This window comes from Citrobacter sp. RHBSTW-01013, from assembly GCF_013781985.1.
Taxonomy (GTDB): Bacteria; Pseudomonadota; Gammaproteobacteria; order Enterobacterales; family Enterobacteriaceae; genus Citrobacter; species Citrobacter braakii.
In genome coordinates, this window is the sequence record NZ_CP056185.1 from 4,326,538 (window position 1) to 4,353,104 (window position 26,567).

Below are 26,567 nucleotides of genomic sequence, written 5' to 3' on the forward strand. Positions count from 1 at the left end.
AAATAAATAAAAAAGAAATAACCCAGTTTGAAACTCTGCATCCGATATATCAGATGCGGTGAGGTGTAATTGTCAATATATCGAATAAATGGAATATGAATATGAATGTGAAGAATAAATTCTCGCTGTCCCTCTTGTCTTTATGTATTGGTTTATCATCTGCTATAACCTTTACTGCAGATGCCAGAGACATTACCATTTACTACACAAATGATTTGCATGCTCACGTTACACCAGGGATTATTCCTTCTGTGTCGAAGACACGTGAGGTAGGAGGATTTGCTCCTATCTCTAAAATAGTTAAGGATGCCAAAGAAAAAGATAAAGATGTTTTTTTCTTTGATGCAGGTGACTATTTTACTGGCCCTTATATCAGCACCTTAACCAAAGGTGAAGCCATTATCGATATTTTGAATACCATGCCCTATGATGCCGTTTCGGTAGGAAATCATGAGTTTGACCATGGACATGAAAATCTAGTCACACAACTGAGTAAACTTAAATTTCCGGTACTGCTCAACAACGTGTTTTACAGCAATAGTGATAAACCATTAATTAAAACACCTTATACCATCGTCGAAAAAAATGGTTTGAAAATTGGTGTTATTGGGATGCACGGCGTTTCGGCATTTTATGAAGCAATTGCCGCAGGCGTCCGTGAAGGTGTTGACTGCCAGGATCCCGTACCGTATGTGAAAAAACAACTGGAAGAATTGAAAGGGAAAGTTGACCTGACAGTACTGCTCGCGCATGAAGGTGTGCCGGGTCGTCAATCCAGCGGTGGTGATGAAGACGTTGCCCGTGCGCTGAAAGCTGACGTTGAAATGGCTAAAACGCTTGAAGGCTACGGGCTGAACGTACTGATCACCGGCCATGCCCATAAAGGTACCCCAGAACCCATTAAAGTCGGCGATACGTTGGTGGTTTCAACTAATGCCTACACGATTGAGTTAGGCAAGTTAGTCCTCGACTGGAACCCTGAAACCAAAAAAGTGGATAGCTACAATGGTAAGCTAATCACGATGTACGCAGATACCTATAAGCCTGATCCGCAAACACAGGCAAAAATCGATGAGTGGAACAATAAAGTTAAGAAAATTACCGACAGAGTCGTCGCCTACTCACCTGAAATTTTGACCCGTTCTTATGGTGAATCTGCTACTACAGGTAATTTAATTACTGATGCTTTGATGTATAAGGTACCTTACGCCGATGCCTCATTCTATAATGCTGGCGGTATTCGTTCCGAATTACCCAAAGGCAACATTACATATGGTGATGTATTGAGCATGTATCCATTCACCAATGATGTAATGAGTGTGGAGATCAGCGGTAAAGATCTCAGGTCAATTATGTCTCATGCCGCAGATTTGAAAAATGGGACGCTACACGCGTCAAAAACGGTACAGTTTAAATACGACAGCACAAAACCGTTGGGGCAGCGTATTGTTTCGTTTAGTATTAAAGGAAAACCGGTAGAAGACAGTCAATTTTATACTATTGCTCTGGATTCTTTTATCGGGAAAGGCGGTGGTGGATTTAGTTTCACCAATAGTAAAAATGTTAAATACATTAAGGGATTACAAACCGCTCAGGCAATAATCGATTACATGGAGCATGTGAAGAACATTGTTCCTGATCACACAATGCGTGTTGACGATATTAGCAAATGATTTTTTAGTAAGATCATTTAATACATAATGCGGCCACAATCATGGCCGCATTCATTTTTACTTATCAAAATAATGGCAGTTTATAAACTCTGAAAGCAGAAATATCATAACGATAATCATCACCATTTACTTCAGCATTTTTATAATAACCTGACGTTACCGTCGCCTCAAAAAGAAGCTGTTTCGTCTGCTTATTGATCTCTTGTAATACCAACATCCCCAGCGCCTGACTTCCATCTTGCGGATCCACAATATCACTGTATCCCGGTTGGGCAGATAGAGGACGACCATTTTCATCCATGGTGCTTGCACCAAAATGGATGACCAGATTACCATTGCTCAATAAATGCTTGGCACTTACGAAGCTGCTGTAGCCCCTGCTACCAACCTCATCTTTCCCATATTCATACGAGCGTGTTACCGTCATCGTGTTTAGATCTATTCTAAACTGAACTACCCGGCTAAAGTTATCCTTTGGCAACAAGCTCCTTGCATCGTCTCGAGAACGATAATTTCCATTGTCAAAAACTAAAAACTCCAGAATACCGATCTCAGCATTTGGAATCTCTACGATATTATGCTGCCCCCATGTCCAGAAATTACTGTTCGCTAAATCAATTCCATCTTGAGTAGAAAAATCAAACAGCGGATTACCTGACTCATCGACAGGTGTCAGCAAGTATTCCTCAAAGTCGGAGGCCCAGTCTTCATGATCAGCCATAATAAAACGCAGTTGGCCCGAGTCGACATCAACACCGAAGATGGCACTTTGGTGACGCCCTGATGAAACCAGCACATTATTGGTTGTATTAATATAGCTCTGGTTGATATGCAGCCAGTCATCCATCGTAGCCGATTGACCCGGTGCACTTCCTGATGGACGTGGCGAACGAGAATAGTCCATCACTTTTAACATGTCATAATAAGCAACCTCAAGCCCTGAAGTGAGATCGATAATGGAAACACCATCTTTACCTGTTGAGTAATCATCTGGACGTCCATTAGTATATTCCGAGGGGGCAATAGCCAGATTGTTCTCTAATGGCAGAATGGAGTGATGAAACTCATTATCAAGGAGATAGACTGCATATACTCTGCCCATTACGTCAAATTCGTACATATCCAGGCAGTGATTAATTCCTTGTGACGTAGCCAGGAAATGCCCGCTGTCTGTTCGGACAAAATTATAGGAAGGAATTGCCTGAGAGACATACCAACGAACGATGCCATTTTGATCAAAGGCAAGATTATAGCGATCAAAATATGTTGAAAAATAAAGGCCATCTGCAACTAATGAGGAATCGTCAACTGACTTTGTCACAGTGATGACAGGGAAGCCAAGACTGATATCAGCAGAATCCGATGGCGGCAATGCTGATGGGGTAACCGTGTATTGCCCAACAATCTGCGCACCTGAGATTAAGGTAACGACGTTAACCTCCCCGGCAACCAGACCCGAAACTGGAATCAGGTTTGCACCGGTCTGCATGCTGTAGGTCCAGGATACAGCTACCGTTATCCCCTTGCTATCCTGCACATTAATTTTGATATCTTCATTCAATTTCCCCCAAATACCCAGATACAGGCTTAAAGGTGCCGTACTATAAGGATCTAACGTAACTATGGCATTATCATAATCATTAGTTTCCATCACTGCAGAGAGGAGTGTTTGATAGATTGCATTATGCGAAAGCACCGTTGCGTTATCAACATCAATTTTCTGGTTAACTGGCATACGAGGTTCTGGTTGACTAATTTGTAATTTATTAATTTGCATATCTCTATCCTTTCACAAAAAGTTTTCATTTCCAATCGGCTATATAATCCCGATAGCTGGTAAGATAAACAGAACCGTAGTATTCGTACAAATAACTAGTAATAAAATAATCTAAAAAAACATCTTTATGAAGAAACAAAAAATTTATGTGACTATAAAATCATCTATTAATAAGCTATGCCATATATCCCCAAATAAAAGTCTATAAATTGCCATTCAGCCTATGTCAAAAAACTCAATAATGCCTCCCTACCCCCCTAATGGCCAATTAAATAAATAACTCCTATTTAATTTAAAATTAATACAAACTAAAAATATCATAACTTATGTGACACGTATCGTTTTTACATGCAACAGGTATGCATATGTATTGAATAACAGAAAATTTGTATTTAATATTTCTGAACACATTAAACTAACCATGGTATATAAATGACCATTTACATTATTAAAAATAGTTGTATGTATGATAACGCCAGCCATGAATTAAAAAGTAAAGATGGGAAGCGAACAATAAAACTTACTCATATGCGTTCTAAATGTTTAAATTTCATCCTAACTCATGCGCAAGAACTGGTGATAAGGAAAAATCATATTGCGGAAGCATTATGGGAGGACAGGAGTACATTTATAAGCGATGCTAATCTGACTCAACTACTCTATCTGGTCAGAAAAGACCTGAGAATTTTTGGCATTGACAATTTGTTCATTACAATTCCACGTCAAGGAGTACAGATTAATGAAAACATAGAAATAAAATGCTTAAATAGCAAACATCATTTCCTGCAGAAACCGTTTCTGTATTATTATGCAATGATTTTATTTATTACAATAATTCTATATATCACACTAAGATTTTACTTGCTTTAAGTATGGTAATGCCCATGGACGGGCAATACAGCTCACTTAGCAAAAACCTGTGCCAGTTTATCTTTCAACATTTTCAGTACGGGCCCAGCAAAAACCCCTCCCAGCCCTGACAATATGAGTATCATATTTATACCAGCACCTTTATCAAGAGCAATACCAGAGAGTAAAAAACCTGTAAAACATGAAATAATGACTTGTTTTAAACATCCTGCTATATTTTTTTTCTTTCGTCCCCGGGCTTCTCTCATGAGATAGCTAACGACTCCCCCCCAAGCACTCACGATAATAATCGCAAGAATAGTCTCTAGCTCTATAATATACTTTAAGGCAGGTTCTGAACTTATTATCACTGACATAAATTATCCCGATCATTTATAGATGAATATTTAGATTGCAGTATCACTATCCACTCTCTAAGCACAACATAATATTTGCTTTTTTTATATAAAGAAGCATAAACAGGGATTGTTTTAAAAAATAATTCATCAGGCAGTGATAATATTTTAATGTTATACCCTCTGGTATATTTAAAAAATGAAGCCAACTCAAGAGGTACAATGCAGATCATATTTGTTGTTTCTACTATATTGACTACCCCTAACATAGAATCGCTGCGATAACCTATTTTACGTTCTGTTCTATGATCAACGCTATTGGTATAAACCATTACTTCCGGAGAGAACATATCAGATTGATATACCGCATGTGAAAAAGTATAAAAATGGTGTAGTGAGATTTGCTCTAAGATTGATAGTGGATTGTCGTTGCCACAAATACAAACATATTGCCTAAAAACGTCAATAAGATGGACTTCAATATCAAAGTTTTTTGGTGGTGAAAGATTAATTAAAATATCACCCACTCCAGAAAGTAACATTTCAGCCAAAGTATCTTCGCTATTTTTATTTACTGCATAATGATTTATTTCATACTTTTCAATTAATTCATCATTCCTAATAAAATGATGGAGATAATAATTCTCTACAATATCACTCCCTAATAAAGTTATTGCTGGAGGATCGTAGTTATTCTTTGAAAGTGAATATGTAGCGTTGATTACATTCACAACATGGCTATAGGCCTTATGGAGTTCCAATCCTTTTTTCGTAGGCGTCAACCCTTTTCGGGTTCGTTCAAAGAGCTTAAATGAATAAATATTCTGTAATCGACTTAACGCCTGAGAAACAGCAGCTGGTGTTATGGATAATCTCTCGGAAGCTCGAGAAGCGTTTCCGGATTCCACAACGGCATTAAATATCTTAATTAAATTGAAGTCAAAATCATTTTCGCGCACAAGCATTTCACTCACCTTTTCTTCTATTAACTGAGCAAAAAATAGAAGAAAATCTTTATTTTAAAAAATCATTTCTCATCATTTTTCCTGAAGATTTATTCTTGATATCTAACTAATTATTTTTGTATTCGATACAAAAATAAAAAGCCCAGGATTCTTCAATCCAAGGCCTTTTAATTAATAAGACAGCTGTAAATTAGCGCGTCAAATCGTCAAAAAATTTCTTCACACCGTCGAAGAAGCTTTTAGAGCGCGGACTGTTTTGCTCGCCGGTCGGGCCGCCAAAGCTGTCCTGCAGATCTTTCAGCAACTGCTTCTGCTTGTCGTTGAGGCCTACCGGGGTTTCAACCACCACACGGCACAGCAGATCGCCCTGTGCGCCGCCGCGTACTGACTTAACGCCTTTACCACGCATGCGGAACAGTTTGCCGGTCTGCGTTTCGCCCGGGATTTTTAACTTCACGCGACCATCCAGCGTCGGCACTTCAATCTCGCCGCCCAGCGCTGCCATCGCAAAGTTAATCGGCACTTCGCAGTACAGGTTATTGCCTTCACGTTCGAAAATTGGGTGCTGTTTTACCTGCACCTGAACGTACAAATCGCCTGCTGGCGCGCCATGTTCACCGGCTTCACCTTCACCCGCTAAACGAATACGGTCGCCAGTATCAACCCCAGCCGGGATCTTAACGGACAGCGTTTTGCTCTTCTCAACGCGACCATGACCATGGCATTTGTTGCACGGGTCTTTAATCAACGTACCGCGGCCCTGACAGTGTGGACAGGTCTGCTGTACGGCAAAAAAGCCCTGACGCATCTGCACCTGACCAGAACCGTGACAGGTTGGACAGGTCTGGGGTTGCGTGCCCGCCTTCGCACCGCTGCCGTGGCAAACATCACACTCTTCCAGCGTCGGAATACGGATCTCTTTGGTGACGCCACGCACGGCTTCTTCCAGAGTGAGATCCATGTTGTAACGTAAATCAGCACCACGTGAGGCGCGCTGACGACCGCGACCGCCGCCAAAGATATCGCCAAACACGTCACCAAAGATATCGCTGAAGTCGGCCCCGCCGCCAAAACCGCCGCCGCCGCCCATACCGCCTTGCTCAAACGCTGCATGGCCGTACTGATCATAAGCCGCACGTTTTTGCGCATCGGTGAGGATCTCGTACGCTTCTTTGATCTCTTTAAACTTGGCTTCGGCCTCTTTATCACCCTGGTTGCGGTCCGGGTGATATTTCATGGCCAGGCGCTTGTAGGCCTTTTTGATTTCACGCTCTTCCGCTGATTTGGAAACGCCTAAAATCTCGTAATAGTCTTGCTTAGCCATCTCTTTTTATCTGCCCCTAACATGCGTGCACGGGCGGAGAGGAAACCTCTTCGCCCGTGCCAGTAATTACCCGTTCAAAGGGCGATTATTTTTTGTCTTTCACTTCTTCAAACTCAGCGTCGACAACGTCGTCATCTTTCGCGTTGTTTGCAGAAGCATCAGCACCTGCTGCGCCAGCCTGCTGCTGTGCGTGCTGCTGCTGAGCGATTTCCATCAGTTTCTGGGAAACCTGTGCCAGCGCCTGCATTTTCGCTTCGATATCCGCTTTGTCTTCGCCTTTCAGAGAAGTTTCCAGCGCGGTCAGTGCAGACTCGATGGCAGTTTTGTCATCAGCCGGCAGTTTGTCGCCTGCTTCTTCAACCTGCTTGCGAGTGCTGTGCAGCAGATGGTCACCCTGGTTACGGGTCTGAACCAGCTCTTCAAACTTACGGTCAGATTCTGCGTTCGCTTCTGCTTCACGAACCATTTTCTGAATTTCTTCTTCGTTCAGACCAGAAGAAGCCTTGATGGTGATCTTCTGCTCTTTACCGCTATTTTTGTCTTTCGCGGAAACGTGCAGGATACCGTCGGCATCGATGTCAAAAGTAACTTCGATCTGCGGCATACCGCGCGGAGCCGGGCTGATGCCATCCAGGTTAAATTGACCCAGATCTTTGTTATCAGCGGCACGTTTACGTTCACCCTGCAGCACGTGGATGGTTACCGCAGACTGGTTGTCTTCAGCAGTAGAGAACACCTGGCTGTGCTTGGTCGGGATAGTGGTGTTTTTCGCGATCAGTGCAGTCATCACGCCACCCATGGTTTCGATACCCAGAGACAGCGGGGTAACGTCCAGCAGCAGCACGTCTTTCACATCACCGGTCAATACACCACCCTGAACGGCAGCACCGATTGCCACAGCTTCGTCCGGGTTAACGTCTTTACGCGGCTCTTTACCGAAGAACTCAGCTACTTTCTTCTGTACCATCGGCATACGAGTCTGACCACCGACCAGGATAACGTCCTGAACGTCGGAAACAGACAGACCAGCATCCTGCAGAGCAACTTTCAGCGGCTCGATAGAACGGTTAACCAGGTCTTCAACCAGGCTTTCCAGTTTCGCACGGGTCACCTTGATGTTCATATGTTTCGGACCAGTCGCGTCTGCAGTGATGTACGGCAGGTTCACGTCGGTCTGCTGAGCGGAAGACAGTTCGATCTTCGCTTTCTCAGCGGCTTCTTTCAGACGCTGCATCGCCAGCGGGTCGTTACGCAGGTCGATACCCTGATCTTTCTTAAATTCGTCAACCAGGTAGTTGATCATACGGCTATCGAAGTCTTCACCACCCAGGTGGGTATCACCGTTGGTTGCCAGAACTTCGAAGGTTTTTTCACCGTCAACTTCGTCGATTTCGATAATAGAGATATCGAAAGTACCACCACCCAGGTCATAAACCGCGATAGTACGGTTGCCGACTTCTTTATCCAGACCGTAAGCCAGTGCAGCTGCGGTTGGTTCGTTGATGATACGTTTTACTTCCAGACCTGCGATACGGCCGGCGTCTTTGGTTGCCTGACGCTGAGCATCATTAAAATATGCAGGTACGGTGATAACTGCTTCAGTTACCGGTTCACCCAGGTAATCTTCAGCCGTTTTCTTCATTTTTTTCAGCACTTCAGCAGAAATCTGCGGCGGTGCCATTTTCTGACCTTTTACGTCAATCCATGCATCACCGTTGTCAGCACCGATGATTTTGTACGGCATGATGGCTTCATCACGCTGCACTTCTTCGTCCTGGAAGCGGCGGCCAATCAGGCGTTTAATCGCAAACAGGGTGTTTTGCGGGTTTGTCACTGCCTGACGTTTAGCCGGCTGACCAACCAGAGTTTCACCATCCTGGGTATAAGCAATGATAGAAGGCGTGGTGCGATCGCCCTCGGCGTTCTCCAGCACACGTGCAGTAGTGCCATCCATAATCGCTACACAAGAGTTGGTAGTACCCAGGTCGATACCAATAATTTTACCCATCTAAACGTCTCCACTAAAAATTCGGTCATCATGTGGTTGTGAATCTGTAATAAGGGCGAAACGTGCGGTTTCAACTACCCTGAATCGTTTTTTTTCAGACTCACCACTGCGGTTGTCTACAAGATGGGGTCGTAACCCACGTCATCAAGGGGGGCATGAAAAATTTTTTTAGCCTTGTGGCAATAAATTCGCAGAAAAAAGGCAAAAAGAGATAAAAATGAATAGTCGCCAACCAGAATTAATTCATAAAACCAATTAAATCAGGAAAGCCATTCACATGAAAATTGCAATAAAAAGAAAAGATTACGAGCATGAATCGTTTTTATGACGACGGTAATATGGTCTGAAGTCACACACTTTTGCAGCCGTCAAAGAGAAACTCCATGAAATCCGTGTTAACCCTTTCCGCCAGCCTGCTTATGGGCCTTCTGCTGAGCAGCACCGCCGTAACTGGCTAGCGTGATGCCCATCACAGGGAAAATAATTCATTTACCCTTCGTTAGATCATAGACAGTGCCCTCTCCCCTGATTATCATGCCGCGCCCCGAAGACAGCGATCGTTATTCGGGGAAACTATTTCACCATTCAATCAATGATGATTTTGAGGAATTATGGGCAACACTAAGTTGGCTAATCCGGCACCGCTGGGCCTGATGGGCTTTGGCATGACCACCATTCTGCTTAACCTGCACAACGCGGGTTTCTTCGCTCTGGACGTTATTATTCTGGCGATGGGCATTTTCTACGGCGGTATCGCGCAAATTTTTGCCGGACTGCTGGAATATAAAAAAGGCAACACCTTCGGTTTAACCGCCTTTACCTCCTACGGTTCGTTCTGGCTGACGCTGGTTGCGATCCTGCTGATGCCGAAAATGGGCCTGGCGGATGCAACCAATAGTCAGTTCCTGGGCGCTTACCTCGGTCTGTGGGGCGTGTTCACTCTATTCATGTTCTTCGGTACGCTGAAAGCGGCGCGCATGCTGCAGTTCGTGTTCCTGAGCCTGACAGTGCTGTTCGCCCTGCTGGCCGTGGGCAACATTGCGGGTAACGAAGCGATCATTCACGTTGCTGGCTGGGTAGGCTTAGTGTGTGGCGCAAGCGCCATTTACCTGGCGATGGGTGAAGTGCTGAACGAACAGTTTGGCCGTACCATCCTGCCGATTGGTGAAGCGCACTAATCTGATGCTATCCCCCCTGACGGGGGGATATTCCTTACAAGCGCTGTAACTCTGCCTGTACGCTCGAATCGCGATGATAAAGATCCTGTCGCAGCCAAATCCCCAAACCTAGCCCTACCAGCGATAACGCCAGCACATACCAGGCCGGAGCCATTGGCGACACGCTCATTAACATCGTGACGGCGATTGGCGTCAGACCACCAAAAATGGCGTACGACACGTTGTAAGAAAAGGATATTCCGGTAAAGCGGACTTCCGCCGGAAACGCCCGCACCATCACATAAGGCACAGCCCCCACCACGCCAACGCATAACCCCACCAGCCCGTATAACAGGAACAAATGCTGGGGATAGCTGCCGGTCAGGTGATAGAAAAACCAGCTTGAACAGGCCAGCAGCAGGCTGCCGACAATAAAGGTTTTGCTGGCGCCGACCCGGTCGACAATAAACCCGGCCAGCAGACAACCGACGCACAGCATAATGGTAGCGACACTGTTGGCTTGCAACGTTAGCGCCGGCGCAAAGCCATACTGCTTCTGCAACCAGACTGGTGACATCAGGATCACCACCACAATCCCAGCCGATAGCAGCCAGGTCAGCAGCATTGAAATAACCACCGCTTTTTTATGTTTGCTCACCACTGACTTCACCGGTAGCTCTTGCGCCAACGCTTTACGCTGCTGCATTTCGAGAAATATGGGCGTCTCCTGCAGCCAGCGACGCAGGTACATCGCCACCAGCCCAAACACGCCCCCCAGCAGGAAAGGAATACGCCAGCCGTAATCATGCACCGCCTGCTGCGTCAGGCTGGTGTTCACCAGCGTCGCAACCACCGACCCCAGCAAAATTCCCACCGTCAGGCCGGCAGTCAGCGTTCCGCAGGCAATGCCGATGCGACGCTCCGGTACATGCTCCGCCACGAACACCCACGCGCCCGGAACTTCTCCGCCGATGGCAGCGCCTTGCAAAATACGCATCAGAAGTAACAGCAGCGGCGCGAGGATCCCCATTGAGGCGTAGGTAGGCAACAGACCAATCGCCAGCGTCGGTATCGCCATCAGTAAAATGCTCAGGGTGAACATTTTCTTGCGTCCGACCAGATCGCCAAAGTGCGCCATGATGATGCCCCCCAGCGGACGCGCCAGATAGCCGGCGGCAAAAATGCCGAAGGTTTGCACCTGACGTAGCCATTCAGGGATGTCTGCGGGGAAGAAGAGCTCGCCAACAACAGCGGCAAAGAAGACAAAGATAATGAAATCATAAAACTCAAGCGCACCACCAAGGGCAGCAAGCGTAAGGGTTTTATAATCCTGGCGATTCAGCGGTCGAGTGTGTTGTGACATAGCAAACCATGAGTCAGTGAAGTAATTGAATCTGTTCGTTGATATATGTAAAGCAAAAATTACTATATCGTAAACAATTCAATACTCCACTGTCATTGGTACTTATGCCACGATCGGGCTACTTTCAGGTATTTGTTTCGCGTATTGCGCTTTTAGGACGAAAAGATGCTACAACAGTCGGTGCGGTTTCCACATACGGCCCATCCAATAGCTGTATACAATACGGTACACTTGCAAAAATACCCGGCACGATAACCTTACCGTCGGCATCTTTCACGCCTTCCAGCGTCTCTTTGATCGATTTTGGCTGCCCAGGCAGATTCAGGATCAACGCCTGCTTGCGAATCACGCCAACCTGACGGGAAAGAATCGCCGTTGGCACAAAGTGCAGGCTTATCTGGCGCATCTGTTCACCAAAGCCCGGCATCTGACGGTCGGCTACGGCAAGCGTCGCATCAGGTGTTACGTCACGACGGGCCGGACCCGTTCCGCCGGTAGTCAGCACCAGATGACAACTCATTTCGTCTACCAGCTCGCATAAGGTCTGTTCGATGATCGCCTGTTCATCCGGGATCAATCGCGTTTGCAGCTCAAAAGGGGTGGTAAGGGCTGACGCCAGCCACTCTTCAAGGGCCGGGATACCTTTATCCTGGTAAACGCCGCTGGAAGCACGGTCAGAAATGGAAACCAGGCCAATGCGTAAAGTATTCATGATTATTCCGTTTAAACAGTCTCGTTAAACAGAATGATACACTGCGAAGGGAAGGACAGACAGGTTTCAGAAGAGGTAGCGTGACCCATATCAGGGCCACGCACTAATGATTACAGCAGATCGCCGATCATTTTTTCCAGTTTACCCTGGTCTACAGCAAACTTACGGATACCGTCCGCCAGTTTGTCTACAGCCATCGGATCCTGGTTATGCTGCCACAGGAACTCAGCTTCGGTGATGCGTGCAGGGCGCGCTTTCACTTCGCCGGAGAAAGACAGTTTACGTTCGATAGCACCTTCGCTTTCCGCCAGTTCTTTCAGCAGTGCCGGAGCAATCGTCAGACGATCGCAGCCTGCCAGCTCAATGATTTCGCCGATGTTACGGAAGCTCGCACCCATAACTACGGTTTCGTAACCGTGCTGTTTGTAGTACTCGTAGATTTCCGTTACGGAAACCACACCCGGATCTTCTGCCGGTGCATACTCTTTCTTGTCGGTATTGGCTTTGTACCAGTCAAGAATACGGCCAACGAACGGAGAAATCAGATATACGCCAGCTTCTGCACATGCACGTGCCTGCGCGAAGGAGAACAGCAGAGTCAGGTTACAGTTGATGCCTTCTTTTTCCAGCTGCTCAGCGGCACGGATGCCCTGCCAGGTTGAAGCCAGTTTAATCAGGATGCGATCGTTGCTGATGCCAGCATCGTTGTACATTTTGATCAGGCGTTTTGCTTTAGCGATGGACGCGTCGGTGTCGTAGGACAGACGAGCGTCAACTTCAGTGGAGATACGACCTGGGACCAGTTTCAGGATCTCCAGACCGATATTTACTGCCAGCTTGTCGGTCGCGTCGACGACCTGCTGCGCACGGTCGTTGCTCTGCTGCTTAGCCCAGGCTACAGCGTCATCAATCAGCTTGCGGTATTCCGGGATCTGCGCTGCGTTAAGAATGAGAGAAGGGTTAGTTGTGGCATCCTGAGGCTGATACAGCTTCATTGCCGCGATGTCTCCGGTGTCGGCCACTACTGTGGTGAACTGACGAAGGGAGGTCAATTTGTCCGTCATGATAGCGATTCTCTTTAAACAGCTTGTTAGGGGGATGTAACCGATCTTCCCTGATGATAGCACGACGCACTCTCAGCGCAACCGCCTGGATTGTCCGACCAGCCGCTCAGCCCTGATTACGCATCGCTAAGCCTGTGATGCGCAATTAAGGGATATAACGATTGTTATGATAAACTCCCGTAATCAATCACCTTATAAGGTATATACTGGTCGATTATTGGTAGCGCTTACACGGGAATCTTCGCGCTTACCGGCATCAACAAGAGGGATGTTAATGCCTGATTTTTTCTCATTTATTAATGAAATACTCTGGGGATCGGTGATGATCTACCTCCTGCTTGGCGCAGGATGTTGGTTCACCTGGCGTACAGGGTTTATTCAGTTTCGCTATATTCGCCAGTTTGGCAAAAGTCTTAAAAAAAGCATCAGCCCGCAGCCGGGCGGTTTAACTTCCTTTCAGGCTTTATGCACCAGTCTTGCCGCACGTATCGGTAGCGGAAATCTGGCAGGCGTGGCGTTGGCGATTGCCGCCGGCGGCGCGGGAGCCGTGTTCTGGATGTGGGTCTCGGCGATCATTGGTATGGCGACGTCATTTGCCGAGAGCTCTCTTGCCCAACTGTATAAAGAGCGCGACAGCAAGGGACAGTTTCGCGGCGGTCCTGCGTGGTATATGGAGCGTGGGCTGGGCATGCGCTGGATGGGCGTTCTTTTTGCCATTTTTTTACTCATTGCTTATGGTCTGATTTTTAACAGCGTTCAGGCTAATTCGGTCTCTCATGCGCTGACCTTTGCTTTTGATATCCCTCCCCTCTTCACCGGTATCGCACTGGCAATAGTGTCATTATTGGCAATCGTTGGCGGCATTAAAGGCGTTGCCCGCCTGATGCAATGGTTCGTTCCGATGATGGCGCTGTTGTGGGTCGGTTGCAGCATCGTCATCTGTCTGTGGCATTTCGGACAGCTCCCCGGCATTATCATGACCATTATAAAAAGTGCCTTTGGCTGGCAGGAAGCCGCAGCCGGTGCCGCCGGGTATACACTAAGCCAGGCCATTGCCAGCGGCTTTCAACGCGGTATGTTTTCTAATGAGGCCGGAATGGGATCAACTCCGAACGCGGCCGCGTCAGCAGCATCCTGGCCTCCGCATCCTGCGGCACAAGGCATTGTGCAAATGATCGGAGTATTAGTTGATACGCTGATTCTCTGTACGGCCAGCGCGATGATTGTTCTGTTGGCGGGTAATGACGCCAGCTATGTACCGATGGAAGGCATCCAGTTACTTCAGAAAGCGATGGTTTCAGTGACGGGAGAATGGGGTGCCGGATTCGTGGCGTTAATTGTGATTCTGTTTGCCTTTAGCTCTATCGTGGCCAACTACATCTATGCGGAAAACAACCTCGTTTTCCTGAAGCTGGACAATATCCGCGTCATCTGGCTATTACGGATCGCCACCGTTAGCACCGTTATCGGCGGAACGTTAGTCAGCGTTCCGCTGATCTGGCAGTTGGCGGACATCATTATGGCGTGTATGGCCATCACTAACCTGACGGCGATTCTGCTGCTTTCACCGGTTGTGCAGACTATCGCCTGCGACTATCTACGCCAACGCAAACTCGGGGTGCGCCCAGAATTCGATCCGCGCCGTTATCCTGATATCAGACAACAACTTGCGCCCGAAAGCTGGGATGAGACGCCGCGCGGATAGCGCGGCAATCGCAACCATCGATCAATTCTGTCGTTTTTTTTGCTAAAGTCGCAGTAAATTTCCTGCAAGGACTGGATATGCTGATTCTGATTTCACCTGCAAAAACGCTCGACTACCAAAGTCCGCTGGCAACGACACGTCATACATTGCCCGAACTGCTGGATCACTCTCAGCAGCTTATTCACGTGGCGCGCCAACTCTCTGCTCCGCAAATTGGCAAGCTGATGGGAATTAGCGACAAGCTGGCGGATCTGAACGCCACGCGTTTCCATGACTGGCAGCCTGATTTCACGCCGGAAAACGCGCGCCAGGCCATTCTGGCGTTTAAAGGCGACGTGTATACCGGACTGCAGGCTGAAACCTTCAGCGAAGCGGATTTCGACTTCGCTCAGCAACACTTACGGATGTTGTCCGGGCTGTACGGCGTTTTGCGTCCGCTGGATTTGATGCAGCCTTACCGTCTGGAGATGGGTATTCGTCTGGCCAATGCGAAAGGTAAAGATCTCTACCAGTTCTGGGGAGATACCATCACCGATAAACTTAACGAAGCGCTGGAAGCGCAAGGCGACAGCGTAGTGATTAACCTCGCCTCGGATGAGTATTTTAAATCCGTGAAGCCGAAAAAGCTCAATGCGGAGCTTATCAAACCGGTCTTCCTCGACGAGAAGAACGGTAAGTTCAAAGTCATCAGCTTCTATGCCAAAAAAGCGCGCGGCCTGATGAGTCGCTACATTATTGAGAACCGCCTAACGCAGCCAGAACAGCTGACCGCCTTTAACAGCGAAGGCTATTTCTTTGATGAAGAAGCGTCAGGAAATGGCGAACTGGTGTTTAAGCGCCAGGAGCAGTAGTAAAAAGGCCGGATGGCGGCGAACGCCCCATCCGGCCGACAGGTTTTGTAGGCCCGCTAAGCAAAGCGCCAGCGGGCACAACCGTTAACCGCGGGCCATCATCAGCTTGCGCAGTTCAGCAAAATCAGCAGGCAGGTGATGAGAAAGCAGCGGCAGGTCCGCGCGTTCCGCCAGCGCTTTTGGCAGAGCCAGCGTCAGGTCAAGAATCTCTTCAACGCTTTCTTTAAACTTGGCCGGATGCGCAGTGCCGAGGAACAGGCCGTACTCGCCAGGGTTCAGTTGGTCACGCAGCGCATGGTAAGCCACCGCCGCATGCGGTTCTGAGGTGTACCCCATCTCATGCAGCTCACGCATCGTGTCCTGAGTAGTGGCATCGTCAACAACGGCATAACCCAGCTCATTCAGACGCCAGATTTTACGGCGGAACAGTTCTTCCACACGCGGCCAGTTATTTGGCTGGCTGACATCCATCGCATTCGACAACGTCGCCTGAGTCGCTTTCGGCGCCCACTCACCTTGTGCAAGAAAGCGTGGAACCGTATCGTTGACGTTGGTCGCCGCGATAAAACGCTTCACCGGCAAGCCCAGTGATTTTGCCAGCAGCCCGGCAGTCAGATCGCCAAAGTTGCCGCTGGGAACGGAAATAACCAGTTGATTACGCGCCTCTTGCGGCAGTTGAGCCACGGCCTCAAAGTAGTAACAGATTTGCGCCAGCAGACGGCTGATGTTGATTGAGTTAGCCGAATTCAGCCCCAAAGCGACCTTCAGCTCTTCGTCATCAAACGCCTGTTTCACCAGCGCCTGACAGGCATCAAAATCGCCATCAATCGCCACGGTTTCAATATTGCCACCCAGTGTACAGAACAGTTTTTCCTGTAATGGGCTAATCTTGCCGTTCGGATAAAGGATCACCACGCGCACATTTTTCAGACCATAAAAGGCATGTGCGACTGCCGCACCAGTGTCTCCAGAGGTCGCCGTCAGAATGGTGACCGGTTTGTCGCCGCTGATATGCGTCAGCATCTGCGCCATAAAGCGCCCGCCAAAGTCTTTAAATGCAAGCGTTGGGCCGTGGAACAGCTCCAGACAGCCGATATCCGCGGCAACCTGAGCAACCGGCGCCGGGAAGGCAAACGCCGCACGCACGCGCTGTTCCAGAATCTCCTGTGGGATTTCATCACCGATAAATGCGGAAAGGATCTTCGCGCTGCGGCTAACGAAATCCTGGTTCAACATCTCATCGACTTCTGACAGATTGAATTCCGGCAAATCGTGCGGAAAAAACAATCCCTGATTCTTGCCAAGCCCTTGCGTGACGGCCTGTGCAAAGCTGACCTGTTCGTTATGATCTTTCAGATTATACAGTTTCATTGATTATCCCAGTACCCGTGCGCCCGCCGTGTCCAACCGGCAAATATGAACAAAGCCTTCCTGATTTTGCAGATAATTTTTACCCAGCCAGTCTGCTACACGCTGCGCCGTATCCGGCTTGTCGCACAAAGCGAACAGCGTCGGCCCCGAACCGGAGATACCGCTGGCCAGCGCCCCGATTTCCGCTACCGCCTGACGCGCCTGGCTAAAGCCTGGCAACAGGCGGGTACGGTACGGCTCAGCAATGACATCTTTCATCAGCTTCGCGGCAAGCCCTGGCTGACGGGAATAGCAGGCATGGATAAACCCAGCCAGATGCCGCCCGTGGGCGATACAGTCCTGACGGCGATACTGCGCAGGTAAAATCGCCCGCGCTTCTGCCGTCGACACTTTAATTCCCGGATACGCGAGGACCCACAGCCACTCATCAAAGCCTGGCACCTGCTGGCTGATAATGCCGTTTTCTTCGATCATTAACTGCATGCCGCCCAAAAAGCACGGGGCGACGTTATCGTAATGAATACTGCCGGAGATACGCCCTTCCAGCTCACCCATTATCGCCAACAGGCGCGTATCGTTGAGCGGTTTACCGCAATGCTCGTTCATGGCGACCAGCGCCGCCACAACGGAACACGCGCTGGAGCCTAACCCGGAACCAATCGGCATATTTTTTTCCAGCGTCATCGCCACCGGAACGCTTTTACCCAGCTCCTGACAGAATCGCTCCCAGCACTGGTAGACAATATTTTCTCGCGGCTCAGGCGGCAGCTTATTGGCAAAGCGACCGAGGTTGTTGAGGCTGAAATGGTCAGCCGCCTCAACGGATACCACATCGCCTAACAGCGAACCGTCCACCGGGGTTACCGCCGCTCCGAGCACATCAAACCCGACGCTCATATTGGCGCTGGAAGCCGGGGCATAAACTCTCACCATGTCAGACTCCTAACTTCCATGAAAGGGTGCGTAGCAGGTCGGCAAATACGCCCGCCGCCGTCACGTCGTTACCCGCGCCGTATCCGCGCAGAACCAACGGTAGCGGCTGATAATAATGGCTGTAAAACGCCAACGCGTTTTCACCGTTTTTCACTTTGAACAGCGGATCGTTGCCGTCTACTGCCTCTATTTTCACGCGACAGACGCCATCCTCTTCAATATTGCCAACATAGCGTAATACTTTCCCCTCATCACGGGCTTTCGCCACACGCGCGGCAAAGGCGTCATCCAACTGCGGCAATTTCGCCATAAACGCGGGAACATCACCGGAATCATCAAACTCTTTTGGCAGGACCGGCTCAATAACAATGTCAGAAAGCTCCAGCTCACGACCGGTTTCACGGGCCAGGATCAACAGCTTACGCGCCACGTCCGTACCGGATAGATCGTCACGCGGATCGGGTTCGGTATAGCCCAGCTCACGCGCCATGGTGGTGGCCTCGGAGAAGCTCATGCCTTCATCCAGCTTGCCGAAAATAAACGACAGCGAACCAGAAAGAATGCCGGAGAAACGTTGCAGTTCATCGCCCGCGCTGAGCAGATTTTGCAGGTTCTCAATTACCGGCAAGCCCGCGCCTACGTTGGTGTCGTACAGAAATTTACGACGAGACTTCGCCGCAGCAAAACGCAGCTGATGGTAGTAATCCATCGACGACGTGTTGGCCTTTTTATTCGGCGTAACCACATGGAAGCCTTCGCGCAGGAAATCCGCATACTGATCCGCGACCGCCTGACTTGACGTACAGTCGACAATCACCGGATTGAGCAGATGATATTCTTTCACCAGACGAATTAAGCGCCCCAGGTTGAAAGGCTCTTTCGCGCTTTCCAGCTCCGACTGCCAGTTTTCCAGATTCAGACCATGGACGTTGGTCAGCAGGGCCTTCGAGTTCGCCACACCGCACACACGCAGATCGATATGCTTCTTTTTAAGCCAGGTTTGCTGACGTTTAAGCTGCTCCAGCAGCGCACCGCCCACGCCGCCAACGCCAATGACAAATACTTCAATCACCTGATCGGTGTTGAACAGCATCTGATGGGTCACACGCACGCCAGTGGTCGCGTCGTCGTTGTTCACCACTACCGAAATGGAACGCTCAGACGAGCCCTGGGCGATTGCCACGATATTAATGTTCGCGCGAGCCAGCGCGGCAAAAAATTTCGCCGAGATGCCACGCAACGTGCGCATACCATCGCCAACGACCGAGATGATCGCCAGACGCTCAGTCACCGCCAGCGGCTCCAGCAAGCCTTCTTTCAGTTCGAGATAGAATTCATCCTGCATGGCGCGTTGCGCACGCGCGCAGTCGCCCTGCGGGACGCAGAAGCTGATGCTGTATTCAGAAGAGGATTGGGTGATCAGCACCACCGAGATGCCTGCGCGCGACATCACGGCAAAAACACGCGCCGCCATCCCCACCATGCCTTTCATCCCAGGGCCGGAGACGCTAAACATCGCCATGTTATTGAGGTTAGAAATCCCTTTTACCGGCAAATCGTCATCATCACTGCTGGCACCGATAAGCGTGCCGGGCGCTTGTGGATTGCCGGTATTTTTAATCAGGCACGGGATCTGGAACTGGGCAATAGGGGTAATGGTGCGCGGGTGCAGCACTTTAGCGCCGAAGTAAGAAAGCTCCATCGCTTCCTGATAAGACATCGACTTCAGCAGTCGGGCGTCGGGTACCTGGCGCGGATCGCAGGTATATACGCCATCGACATCGGTCCAGATCTCACAACAATCGGCGCGCAAACAGGCGGCCAGTACGGCGGCAGAGTAGTCAGAGCCATTACGCCCCAGCACCACTAACTCTCCTTTCTCATTCCCGGCGGTAAAACCTGCCATCAGAATCATATGGTCCGCAGGAATACGGCTGGCGGCTATGCGGCGCGTAGATTCGGCGATATCAACGGTAGATTCGAGGTAATGACCTACCGCCAGCAATTTCTCTACCGGGTCGATGACCGTCACGTTGTGCCCGCGCGCTTCCAGCAGGCCAGCCATGATGGCGATCGACATTTTTTCACCACGGCAAATAAGCGCAGCATTGATGCTGTCCGGGCACTGACCCAGCAGGCTGATACCGTGCAGGACGTGCTTAATCTGTGCAAACTCTTGTTCAACAAAGGCTTTGAGCGGAGCCTGCGGGAAACCCGGTTGCGCGGCGGCAAGACCCACCAACAGCTCAGAGAAAATGCGTTCGGCGTCGCTGATATTGGCTAAAGCATCCTGACCACCGATGGTCTTCTCAATCATCGCCACCAGATGGTTGGTAATTTTTGCGGGGGCAGAGAGAACGGTCGCGACCTGCCCCTGTCTGGCATTGCTTTCCAGAATATCGGCAACCCGCAGAAAGCGCTCTGCATTTGCCACTGATGTACCGCCGAACTTCAACACTCGCATGGTTTACCTCATTGCCTTTGGTCGAAAAAAAAGCCCGCACTGTTTAGGTGCGGGCTTTTTCTTGTGTTTCCTGTACGCGTCAGCCCGCACCGTTACCTGTGGTAATGGTGATGGTTGTGGTAATAGTGATGCTGATGCGTTTCATGATGTTGTGTGCTCTGTAATTATTTATTATCTGTCCTGTATTCTTTTAGGGTTAAAGTATCTGCTGACCTAAGTCAATAAATTTTTAAATTGGTCACATTCCGAAACTTGTTCACGAGCAACTGCTTGCCCTTTTAGTTTCGACCAATACAGTATGTCACCCCTACTTGAATCCAGAATAAAACACCACACAGTAAAAACAGTTCGATACTTTATTTCGCGATGCTTTTTTCTATATCATGTAAAAAACGGTGCAACATTGCCGTATCTCGCTGCCCTAACAGACCCATTCGCTGTTGCAGCCAGTCCGTCAACTTGATGTCGTCAGAAACGTTCAGCGTGGCTAATAAACGCAAAACGCGCGCGCGCAATGCCTGTAGCTGAAGCTCATCCGTCACCTCAATGTTTTTGACGGGTTGTTGTATTAAACCTGCTAATTGATAGCAATACACCATCACCGCCTGCCCCAAATTGAGTGAAGGATAGTCAGCCACCATAGGTACACCGGTGAGTACATCCGCCAGGGCCAATTCTTCGTTGGTCAGCCCTGAATCTTCACGACCAAAAACCAGCGCGGCATGATCCATCCACGTTGATTTTTCCTGCAGCAGAGGAACCAGTTCGACCGGCGTAGCGTAGTAATGGAACTTCGCCCGACTACGCGCAGTGGTCGCGACGGTAAAATCTACGTCGTACAGCGCCTCCGCCAACGTTGAAAAAACGCTAATATTATCAATAATATCGCCAGAACCATGCGCGACCCATCGCGTGGCGGGTTCCAGGTGGGCTTCGCTGTCAACGATGCGTAATTGGGTGAACCCCATGGTCTTCATAGCGCGGGCAGCCGCACCTATATTTTCCGCTCTGGCGGGGGCAACCAGAATAATTGTTAAACGCATTTCGATACTCTTTTTGGCCAGTCTGCAAGGAAAAATGTGACGTGCTTCAACATATTACGCAGTGCGAATTTACATATTTTTAACAGAAATCACTGAAAAAGCATTTCGCATCCATTAAAAAATGCTAAACTATTTCCCGGGTGTACTATTGCTTTTTATGTTAACAAAAGTTGCATATCCCTCTGTTTATCCATGATAATTTAATTTAAAATGGATCGCACTGGTTGGATTCATTACATTTATTAATTTGCTCGTGCAACTAGTTGTAATATTGCAATTTTGTGATGAAAGCAAACATTTGGATACGTTGATTTCATCAAACTGTTAACGTGCTACAATTGAACTTGATATATGTCAACGAAGCGTAGTTTTATTGGGTGTCCGGCATGTCTTAGCCTGTTATGTTGCTGTTAAAATGGTTAGGATGACAGCCGTTTTTGACACTGTCGGGTCCAGAGGGAAACTACCCACGACCAAGCTAATGATGTTGTTGACGTTGATGGAAAGTGCATCAAGAACGCAATTACGTACTTTAGTCATGTTACGCCGATCATGTTAATTTACGGCATGCATCAGGCAGGTCAGGGACTTTTGTACTTCCTGTTTCGATTTAGTTGGCAATTTAGGTAGCAAACATGCAGACCCCGCACATTCTTATCGTTGAAGACGAGTTAGTAACACGCAACACGTTGAAAAGCATTTTCGAAGCAGAAGGCTATGATGTATTCGAAGCGACAGATGGCGCGGAAATGCATCAGATTCTCTCTGAATATGATATCAACCTTGTGATTATGGATATCAATCTGCCTGGGAAAAATGGCCTGCTGTTAGCGCGCGAACTTCGCGAACAAGCTAACGTTGCGCTGATGTTCCTGACGGGCCGTGATAACGAAGTCGATAAAATTCTCGGCCTCGAAATCGGCGCAGACGATTACATCACCAAGCCGTTTAACCCGCGCGAACTGACTATCCGTGCTCGTAACCTGCTGTCCCGTACCATGAACCTGGGTACTGTCAGCGAAGAACGCCGTAGCGTCGAAAGCTACAAGTTCAATGGCTGGGAGCTGGACATCAACAGCCGCTCTCTGATTGGTCCTGACGGTGAGCAGTATAAACTGCCACGCAGCGAATTCCGCGCCATGCTTCACTTCTGTGAGAATCCGGGCAAAATCCAGTCTCGCGCAGAACTGCTGAAAAAAATGACCGGTCGCGAACTGAAGCCGCATGACCGTACCGTTGACGTGACGATCCGCCGCATTCGTAAGCATTTCGAATCAACGCCGGATACGCCAGAAATCATCGCCACCATTCACGGTGAAGGCTACCGTTTCTGCGGCGACCTGCAGGATTAATTCAATCCTCACTGGTATAAAAACGGCGCTTTATGCGCCGTTTTTCATTTCCCCTACTGCCCTATTTCCACAAGCGAAATTCGTCGCTCTGCGCAGGCTGAAGCTCTGGAAGTTCTGTAGATTTTGGCTTTGCTTTTGGCTGTGCCAGCGAGTGCCAGTCAAGATGACGCGTCAGGAACATGACCCCACAAAGCGCGAACAACAGCACACCGGTTCCCAGCAGTAAAGAGCTATCCTGTGAACGTAGCAGCACCCACATCACACCATCCAGCCCCAGCAGCGCCACGGTGAACAAAATACTGTTCCGCCAGCCCTGCAAAATCGCCTGCAGATACACACCGTTCATCAACGCCCCCACCAGACTTGCCGTTATCCACGCCGCCGTAAAACCGATGTGTTCCGACAGTGCCAGCAGCAGCAGATAAAACATTACCAGCGATAGCCCCACCAGCAGATACTGCATCGGGTGCAGGCGCAGATTGGTCATACTTTCAAGGACGAAGAAAGACATAAAGGTCAGCACAATCAGCAGGATGGCATACTTTGTTGCCCTGTCCGTTAACTGGTACTGATCTGCTGGCGTGGCGACGGCGACGCTAAACGCTGGCATGCCCAGCCAACCAATCTTTTCGTCGTTAAAGCGCTCGCCGAGGTTGTTCGCAAACCAGCTGCTTTGCCACTGAGCCTTGAATCCTGATTCGCTAATTTCGCGCTTAGCCGGGAGGAAGTCCCCAAGAAAGTTGGGATGCGGCCAGTTGCTGGTTAAGGTCATTTCACTGTTACGTCCAACCGGAACGACGGAGAAATCGCCGGTTCCGCTCAAATTAAGCGACAACGCTATGCTCAGATTTTGCTCAACCCAGCTCGCATCGGGTAGCGGAATGTGGATCCCCTGCGCACGTCCATCCAGCCCCGTCCCAGGCTCAACGGCCAGCGACGCTCCATTGACCTGCGGCGCTTTTACCACCCCAATCCCGCGCGCGTCCCCCACGCCAACCACAATAAACGGTTTGCCAATGCTGATATTAGGATGATTTAAATCACTTAACCGTTCGGCGTTAAACTCAGCCTTCACCGAAACATCATTGTGCCAGACCTGGCCCTCATAAATACCGATTTTACGCGCTTCAACGTTCTGATTCCCCTCAACTACCAACGACTCCGGCAGCCAGAAATGGATATAGCTACGCTTACGCTGGATTTCTTTGCCATCCTCCAGTGATGTGTAAAGTTCCGTTAGCGGAATGGCTATCAACGGTCCTACCATCTTTTGCGGCCCGCTGGTGCTCTGCCGGATAGCATCTTCGACTTCATCGCGGTAATCCGATCGCTCCACGATGATCTGCCTGACCATCGTCAGCGGAATTAACAGCAGCAGTATTGCGCCACCTAAGGTGACTATTTTCCAAAACAGGGGTGATTTAAACATAGCGTTCTCCTTTGCAATATCAGCAAGGTAGAACAGCTATGTGCGGAGAATTTGAAGTTATGTGAAGTGACCGTGAAGCGTAAACGAGGCCAGTGCGCCGCCTTGTGGTCGGTTGCACAATGTCACCGTCCCCTCGTGCAGTCGCGCAACCTCACTGACAAACGCCAGCCCTAAACCGCTGCTCTTATGCCCATTTTCACGGGGCAGCGAATAGAAACGCTCAAAAATACGCGGCAACGCGAAGTCGGGGATCCCGCTGCCGCTGTCGATTATCTGCAATGTGACCAGTTCTTCCTGCTGATGCGCGCTCAGCGTAATCGTCCCGTCCTGTGGCGTGAAGTCGATAGCGTTGTCGAGCAAATTCCCCACTGCCTGCTCCAGTAACGCAGGATCGGCGGCGACGCTAAGCGATGAAGGCATAATGGTAAGCGTGATGTTTTTTGCCGCCAGTTGCACGCTGCGTGCCTCTTTGAGCTGAGCAAACAGCGCATCTACCGCCACTGGCGTCAACGTAATGTCCTGTCGATTCTCCAGTCGCGCCTGGCATAACAGGGTTTCGACCAGCGCCTGCATGCGCGCATTTTGCGTCAGAATATTATCGGTAAAGCGCGCAACCACGTTCGGCGGCGGACCTTCGCGCAAAATCTCAGCCGCGCCGCGAATGGCCGCCAGCGGACTTTTCAGTTCATGCGTTAACGCATAAACATACTGCTCAATGTAGTTCTTGCCCTCCAGCTTCAGTCGCATACTTTCCAGCGCCTGCGCCAGTTTACGTAGCTCGCTGCTGCCTAAATCAGGCAGTGGGACGGGGCGATTCTCGGTAACGGAGTCGGCATAGCGCGCCAGCCGGGCGATGGAGCGGTTTATCCACCATACCATCCCGATGCCAATCACTAAGGCAATGCCCAGCAATACGGCGCTGGCCCACAGCATCCGCCGTTCACTGCGTTTAATCACCGGCGCCATCGCCGCGTTCGGTTTACCGACGCTAAGCACTCCGATAATACGTCCGCCGTCTACGATCGGCGCGGCCACGTACATCACTGAACTTTCCGGATCGTTCGGGTTTTGCGGCGTACTGCGGGCGCCATATTGCCCACGCAGGGTTAACCACACGTCGTTCCAGCGAGAATAGTCCTGACCGACAGCCTGGTTTGCGGAATCAAACAACACCTTACCCTGCGCGTCCGTCATGTAGACATGGTATTCATTACGGACTTTGTTAATGCCGCTGATATTGGCGCTGAATGGGCGGTTATGCAGTTGCGAAAATGCCTGCGCCAGCTTGCCGTTGGCGGGAGAGTCAGAGAGCAAGTCATCGCGCGCCAGCGCAGCCAGCAGCGTGGCGGTATCAATCAAAGTGCCTTCGGTTGCCCGGCGGACGCCTGGTTTAATTTCCTGTACAAAGATCGACAAAACGAACCAGGCGGCGACGGCAACAATCAGAAAATAGCCGAGCAACAAACGCATGCCAATGCGCATCAGACGCTCCTCAGGCTATATCCCATACCGCGATGCGTATTGATGGGGGAAAGCTCAGGGTTGATAGCCCGCAGCTTGGCGCGCAGCGTTTTAATATGGGTATCGACCGTTCTGTCAAAGGTGTCCTGCGCATCGGCCCAGACTAAATCCATCAACTGCTGGCGTGAGTAAATGCGCCCCGGCGACAATAGCAACGTTTTCAGCAACAGAAATTCATAGCGCGTCAGGTTTAACGGCTTGCCGAACCAGGTAATCTGCGCGGCCAGCTCATTAAGCTCAAAATCGCCGCAGCGCGTCGTCGATGAAGGAGCTGAGAATTTCTGCACCCGCCGCAGCAGCGTACGCACGCGGGCGCACACCTCACGCGGTGAGAAAGGCTTGGCAACATAGTCATCCGCACCAATTTCCAGCCCCAGTAGGCGATCCACCTCATCGCTACGCGCGGTCAGAAACAGGATCGGCAACGCTGGATGCCGCTCCAGCAGGCGTCGACACAGTTCAAAACCGCTGATATCCGGTAGTCCGACATCCAGAACGATTGCATCAGGACAACGCTGGCGAGATTTCTCCAGCGCAGGTAACCCGCGTTCAAACGCTTCCACGCTAAAACCTTCCTGCTGCAGCATGTAGATGAGCGTATCGGCAATGCCCTGCTCATCCTCAACCAACCAGATCAACGGTTGTTGCAT

Annotated in this window: 22 protein-coding genes and 1 other annotated feature; of the genes, 5 read left to right on the forward strand and 17 right to left on the reverse strand. The window is 49.5% G+C overall.

Features of this window, described 5'->3' with window-relative positions; all coding sequences use genetic code 11:
* Positions 1 to 101: 101 nt before the first annotated feature.
* Entirely contained in the window at positions 102 to 1,673 is a 1,572-nt protein-coding gene (locus tag HV350_RS20755; RefSeq protein ID WP_065554597.1) for a bifunctional UDP-sugar hydrolase/5'-nucleotidase, read from the forward strand.
* A gap of 64 nt (positions 1,674 to 1,737) precedes the next feature.
* Here the strand turns inward: HV350_RS20755 and HV350_RS20760 are convergent, their stop codons facing one another.
* From HV350_RS20760 to dnaK, 5 genes are all read right to left on the reverse strand, one after another.
* Positions 1,738 to 3,450, reverse strand: coding sequence for an aryl-sulfate sulfotransferase (locus tag HV350_RS20760; protein WP_181629246.1), 1,713 nt, complete (start codon positions 3,448 to 3,450; stop codon positions 1,738 to 1,740).
* A 902-nt stretch (positions 3,451 to 4,352) separates the two neighbouring features.
* Positions 4,353 to 4,676 carry a phage holin family protein gene (locus HV350_RS20765; protein ID WP_046275510.1) on the reverse strand — a complete coding sequence of 108 codons (324 nt, stop codon included), beginning with the start codon at positions 4,674 to 4,676 and terminating at the stop codon, positions 4,353 to 4,355.
* On the reverse strand, positions 4,667 to 5,620 hold the full coding sequence (locus HV350_RS20770) for a LysR family transcriptional regulator (protein WP_181598605.1): 954 nt from the start codon (positions 5,618 to 5,620) through the stop codon (positions 4,667 to 4,669). Before HV350_RS20770 ends, HV350_RS20765 begins: the two co-directional genes overlap by 10 nt.
* Positions 5,621 to 5,810: 190 nt before the next feature.
* Positions 5,811 to 6,944, reverse strand: a complete 1,134-nt coding sequence (gene dnaJ, locus HV350_RS20775; protein ID WP_008786151.1) for a molecular chaperone DnaJ — start codon at positions 6,942 to 6,944, stop codon at positions 5,811 to 5,813.
* Positions 6,945 to 7,029: 85 nt separating this feature from the next.
* Positions 7,030 to 8,952 carry a molecular chaperone DnaK gene (gene dnaK, locus HV350_RS20780; RefSeq protein ID WP_016151634.1) on the reverse strand — a complete coding sequence of 641 codons (1,923 nt, stop codon included), beginning with the start codon at positions 8,950 to 8,952 and terminating at the stop codon, positions 7,030 to 7,032.
* A 611-nt stretch (positions 8,953 to 9,563) separates the two neighbouring features.
* Here dnaK and satP point away from each other — a divergent pair.
* Complete coding sequence (gene satP / locus HV350_RS20785; protein WP_047358362.1) at positions 9,564 to 10,130, forward strand: acetate uptake transporter; 567 nt, start codon at positions 9,564 to 9,566, stop codon at positions 10,128 to 10,130.
* A gap of 34 nt (positions 10,131 to 10,164) precedes the next feature.
* On the opposite strand, the gene HV350_RS20790 is transcribed toward satP, so the two are convergent.
* The 3 genes from HV350_RS20790 to tal form a co-directional block, all read right to left on the reverse strand.
* Positions 10,165 to 11,472 carry an MFS transporter gene (locus tag HV350_RS20790; protein WP_094760794.1) on the reverse strand — a complete coding sequence of 436 codons (1,308 nt, stop codon included), beginning with the start codon at positions 11,470 to 11,472 and terminating at the stop codon, positions 10,165 to 10,167.
* A 124-nt stretch (positions 11,473 to 11,596) separates the two neighbouring features.
* Complete coding sequence (mog, locus tag HV350_RS20795; protein ID WP_047414486.1) at positions 11,597 to 12,184, reverse strand: molybdopterin adenylyltransferase; 588 nt, start codon at positions 12,182 to 12,184, stop codon at positions 11,597 to 11,599.
* Between the two features lie 110 nt (positions 12,185 to 12,294).
* Positions 12,295 to 13,248, reverse strand: coding sequence for a transaldolase (gene tal / locus HV350_RS20800; protein WP_016151631.1), 954 nt, complete (start codon positions 13,246 to 13,248; stop codon positions 12,295 to 12,297).
* Between the two features lie 274 nt (positions 13,249 to 13,522).
* Between tal and HV350_RS20805 the strand changes: the two genes are divergently transcribed.
* Together HV350_RS20805 and yaaA are read left to right on the forward strand one after the other, a co-directional pair.
* Positions 13,523 to 14,953, forward strand: a complete 1,431-nt coding sequence (locus HV350_RS20805) for a sodium:alanine symporter family protein (RefSeq protein ID WP_131347599.1) — start codon at positions 13,523 to 13,525, stop codon at positions 14,951 to 14,953.
* A 77-nt stretch (positions 14,954 to 15,030) separates the two neighbouring features.
* Positions 15,031 to 15,804 (forward strand): peroxide stress protein YaaA, encoded by a 774-nt coding sequence (gene yaaA, locus HV350_RS20810; protein WP_016155647.1) that lies wholly within the window; start codon positions 15,031 to 15,033, stop codon positions 15,802 to 15,804.
* Positions 15,805 to 15,888: 84 nt separating this feature from the next.
* On the opposite strand, the gene thrC is transcribed toward yaaA, so the two are convergent.
* The 6 genes from thrC to yjjY form a co-directional block, all read right to left on the reverse strand.
* Complete coding sequence (gene thrC, locus HV350_RS20815; RefSeq protein ID WP_181629247.1) at positions 15,889 to 17,175, reverse strand: threonine synthase; 1,287 nt, start codon at positions 17,173 to 17,175, stop codon at positions 15,889 to 15,891.
* Between the two features lie 3 nt (positions 17,176 to 17,178).
* Positions 17,179 to 18,108, reverse strand: coding sequence for a homoserine kinase (thrB, locus tag HV350_RS20820; protein ID WP_016155645.1), 930 nt, complete (start codon positions 18,106 to 18,108; stop codon positions 17,179 to 17,181).
* Position 18,109: 1 nt separating this feature from the next.
* The gene (gene thrA / locus HV350_RS20825; RefSeq protein WP_101700356.1) at positions 18,110 to 20,572 is read right to left on the reverse strand and encodes a bifunctional aspartate kinase/homoserine dehydrogenase I; all 2,463 of its coding nucleotides are present in this window, start codon (positions 20,570 to 20,572) and stop codon (positions 18,110 to 18,112) included.
* 23 nt (positions 20,573 to 20,595) lie between these two features.
* Positions 20,596 to 20,722: a sequence feature (Thr leader region), on the reverse strand.
* Positions 20,652 to 20,717 carry a thr operon leader peptide gene (gene thrL / locus HV350_RS20830; RefSeq protein ID WP_032337689.1) on the reverse strand — a complete coding sequence of 22 codons (66 nt, stop codon included), beginning with the start codon at positions 20,715 to 20,717 and terminating at the stop codon, positions 20,652 to 20,654. It overlaps the preceding feature by 66 nt.
* A gap of 206 nt (positions 20,723 to 20,928) precedes the next feature.
* The gene (locus HV350_RS20835; RefSeq protein WP_047358366.1) at positions 20,929 to 21,615 is read right to left on the reverse strand and encodes a tRNA/rRNA methyltransferase; all 687 of its coding nucleotides are present in this window, start codon (positions 21,613 to 21,615) and stop codon (positions 20,929 to 20,931) included.
* Between the two features lie 399 nt (positions 21,616 to 22,014).
* Positions 22,015 to 22,155 carry a protein YjjY gene (gene yjjY / locus HV350_RS20840; RefSeq protein ID WP_042998021.1) on the reverse strand — a complete coding sequence of 47 codons (141 nt, stop codon included), beginning with the start codon at positions 22,153 to 22,155 and terminating at the stop codon, positions 22,015 to 22,017.
* A 95-nt stretch (positions 22,156 to 22,250) separates the two neighbouring features.
* On the opposite strand from yjjY, the gene arcA reads away from it, so the two are divergent.
* Positions 22,251 to 22,967: a two-component system response regulator ArcA gene (gene arcA, locus HV350_RS20845; protein ID WP_001194359.1), complete on the forward strand. Its 717-nt coding sequence runs from the start codon at positions 22,251 to 22,253 to the stop codon at positions 22,965 to 22,967.
* A 61-nt stretch (positions 22,968 to 23,028) separates the two neighbouring features.
* On the opposite strand, the gene creD is transcribed toward arcA, so the two are convergent.
* From creD to creB, 3 genes are read right to left on the reverse strand one after another with little or no spacing between them, the layout of a single operon-like run.
* Complete coding sequence (gene creD / locus HV350_RS20850) at positions 23,029 to 24,396, reverse strand: cell envelope integrity protein CreD (RefSeq protein WP_181629249.1); 1,368 nt, start codon at positions 24,394 to 24,396, stop codon at positions 23,029 to 23,031.
* A 57-nt stretch (positions 24,397 to 24,453) separates the two neighbouring features.
* Positions 24,454 to 25,878 carry a two-component system sensor histidine kinase CreC gene (creC, locus tag HV350_RS20855; RefSeq protein ID WP_181629251.1) on the reverse strand — a complete coding sequence of 475 codons (1,425 nt, stop codon included), beginning with the start codon at positions 25,876 to 25,878 and terminating at the stop codon, positions 24,454 to 24,456.
* Positions 25,878 to 26,567, reverse strand: coding sequence for a two-component system response regulator CreB (gene creB / locus HV350_RS20860; protein ID WP_047500122.1), 690 nt, complete (start codon positions 26,565 to 26,567; stop codon positions 25,878 to 25,880). The genes creC and creB overlap by 1 nt, the downstream gene beginning before the upstream one ends.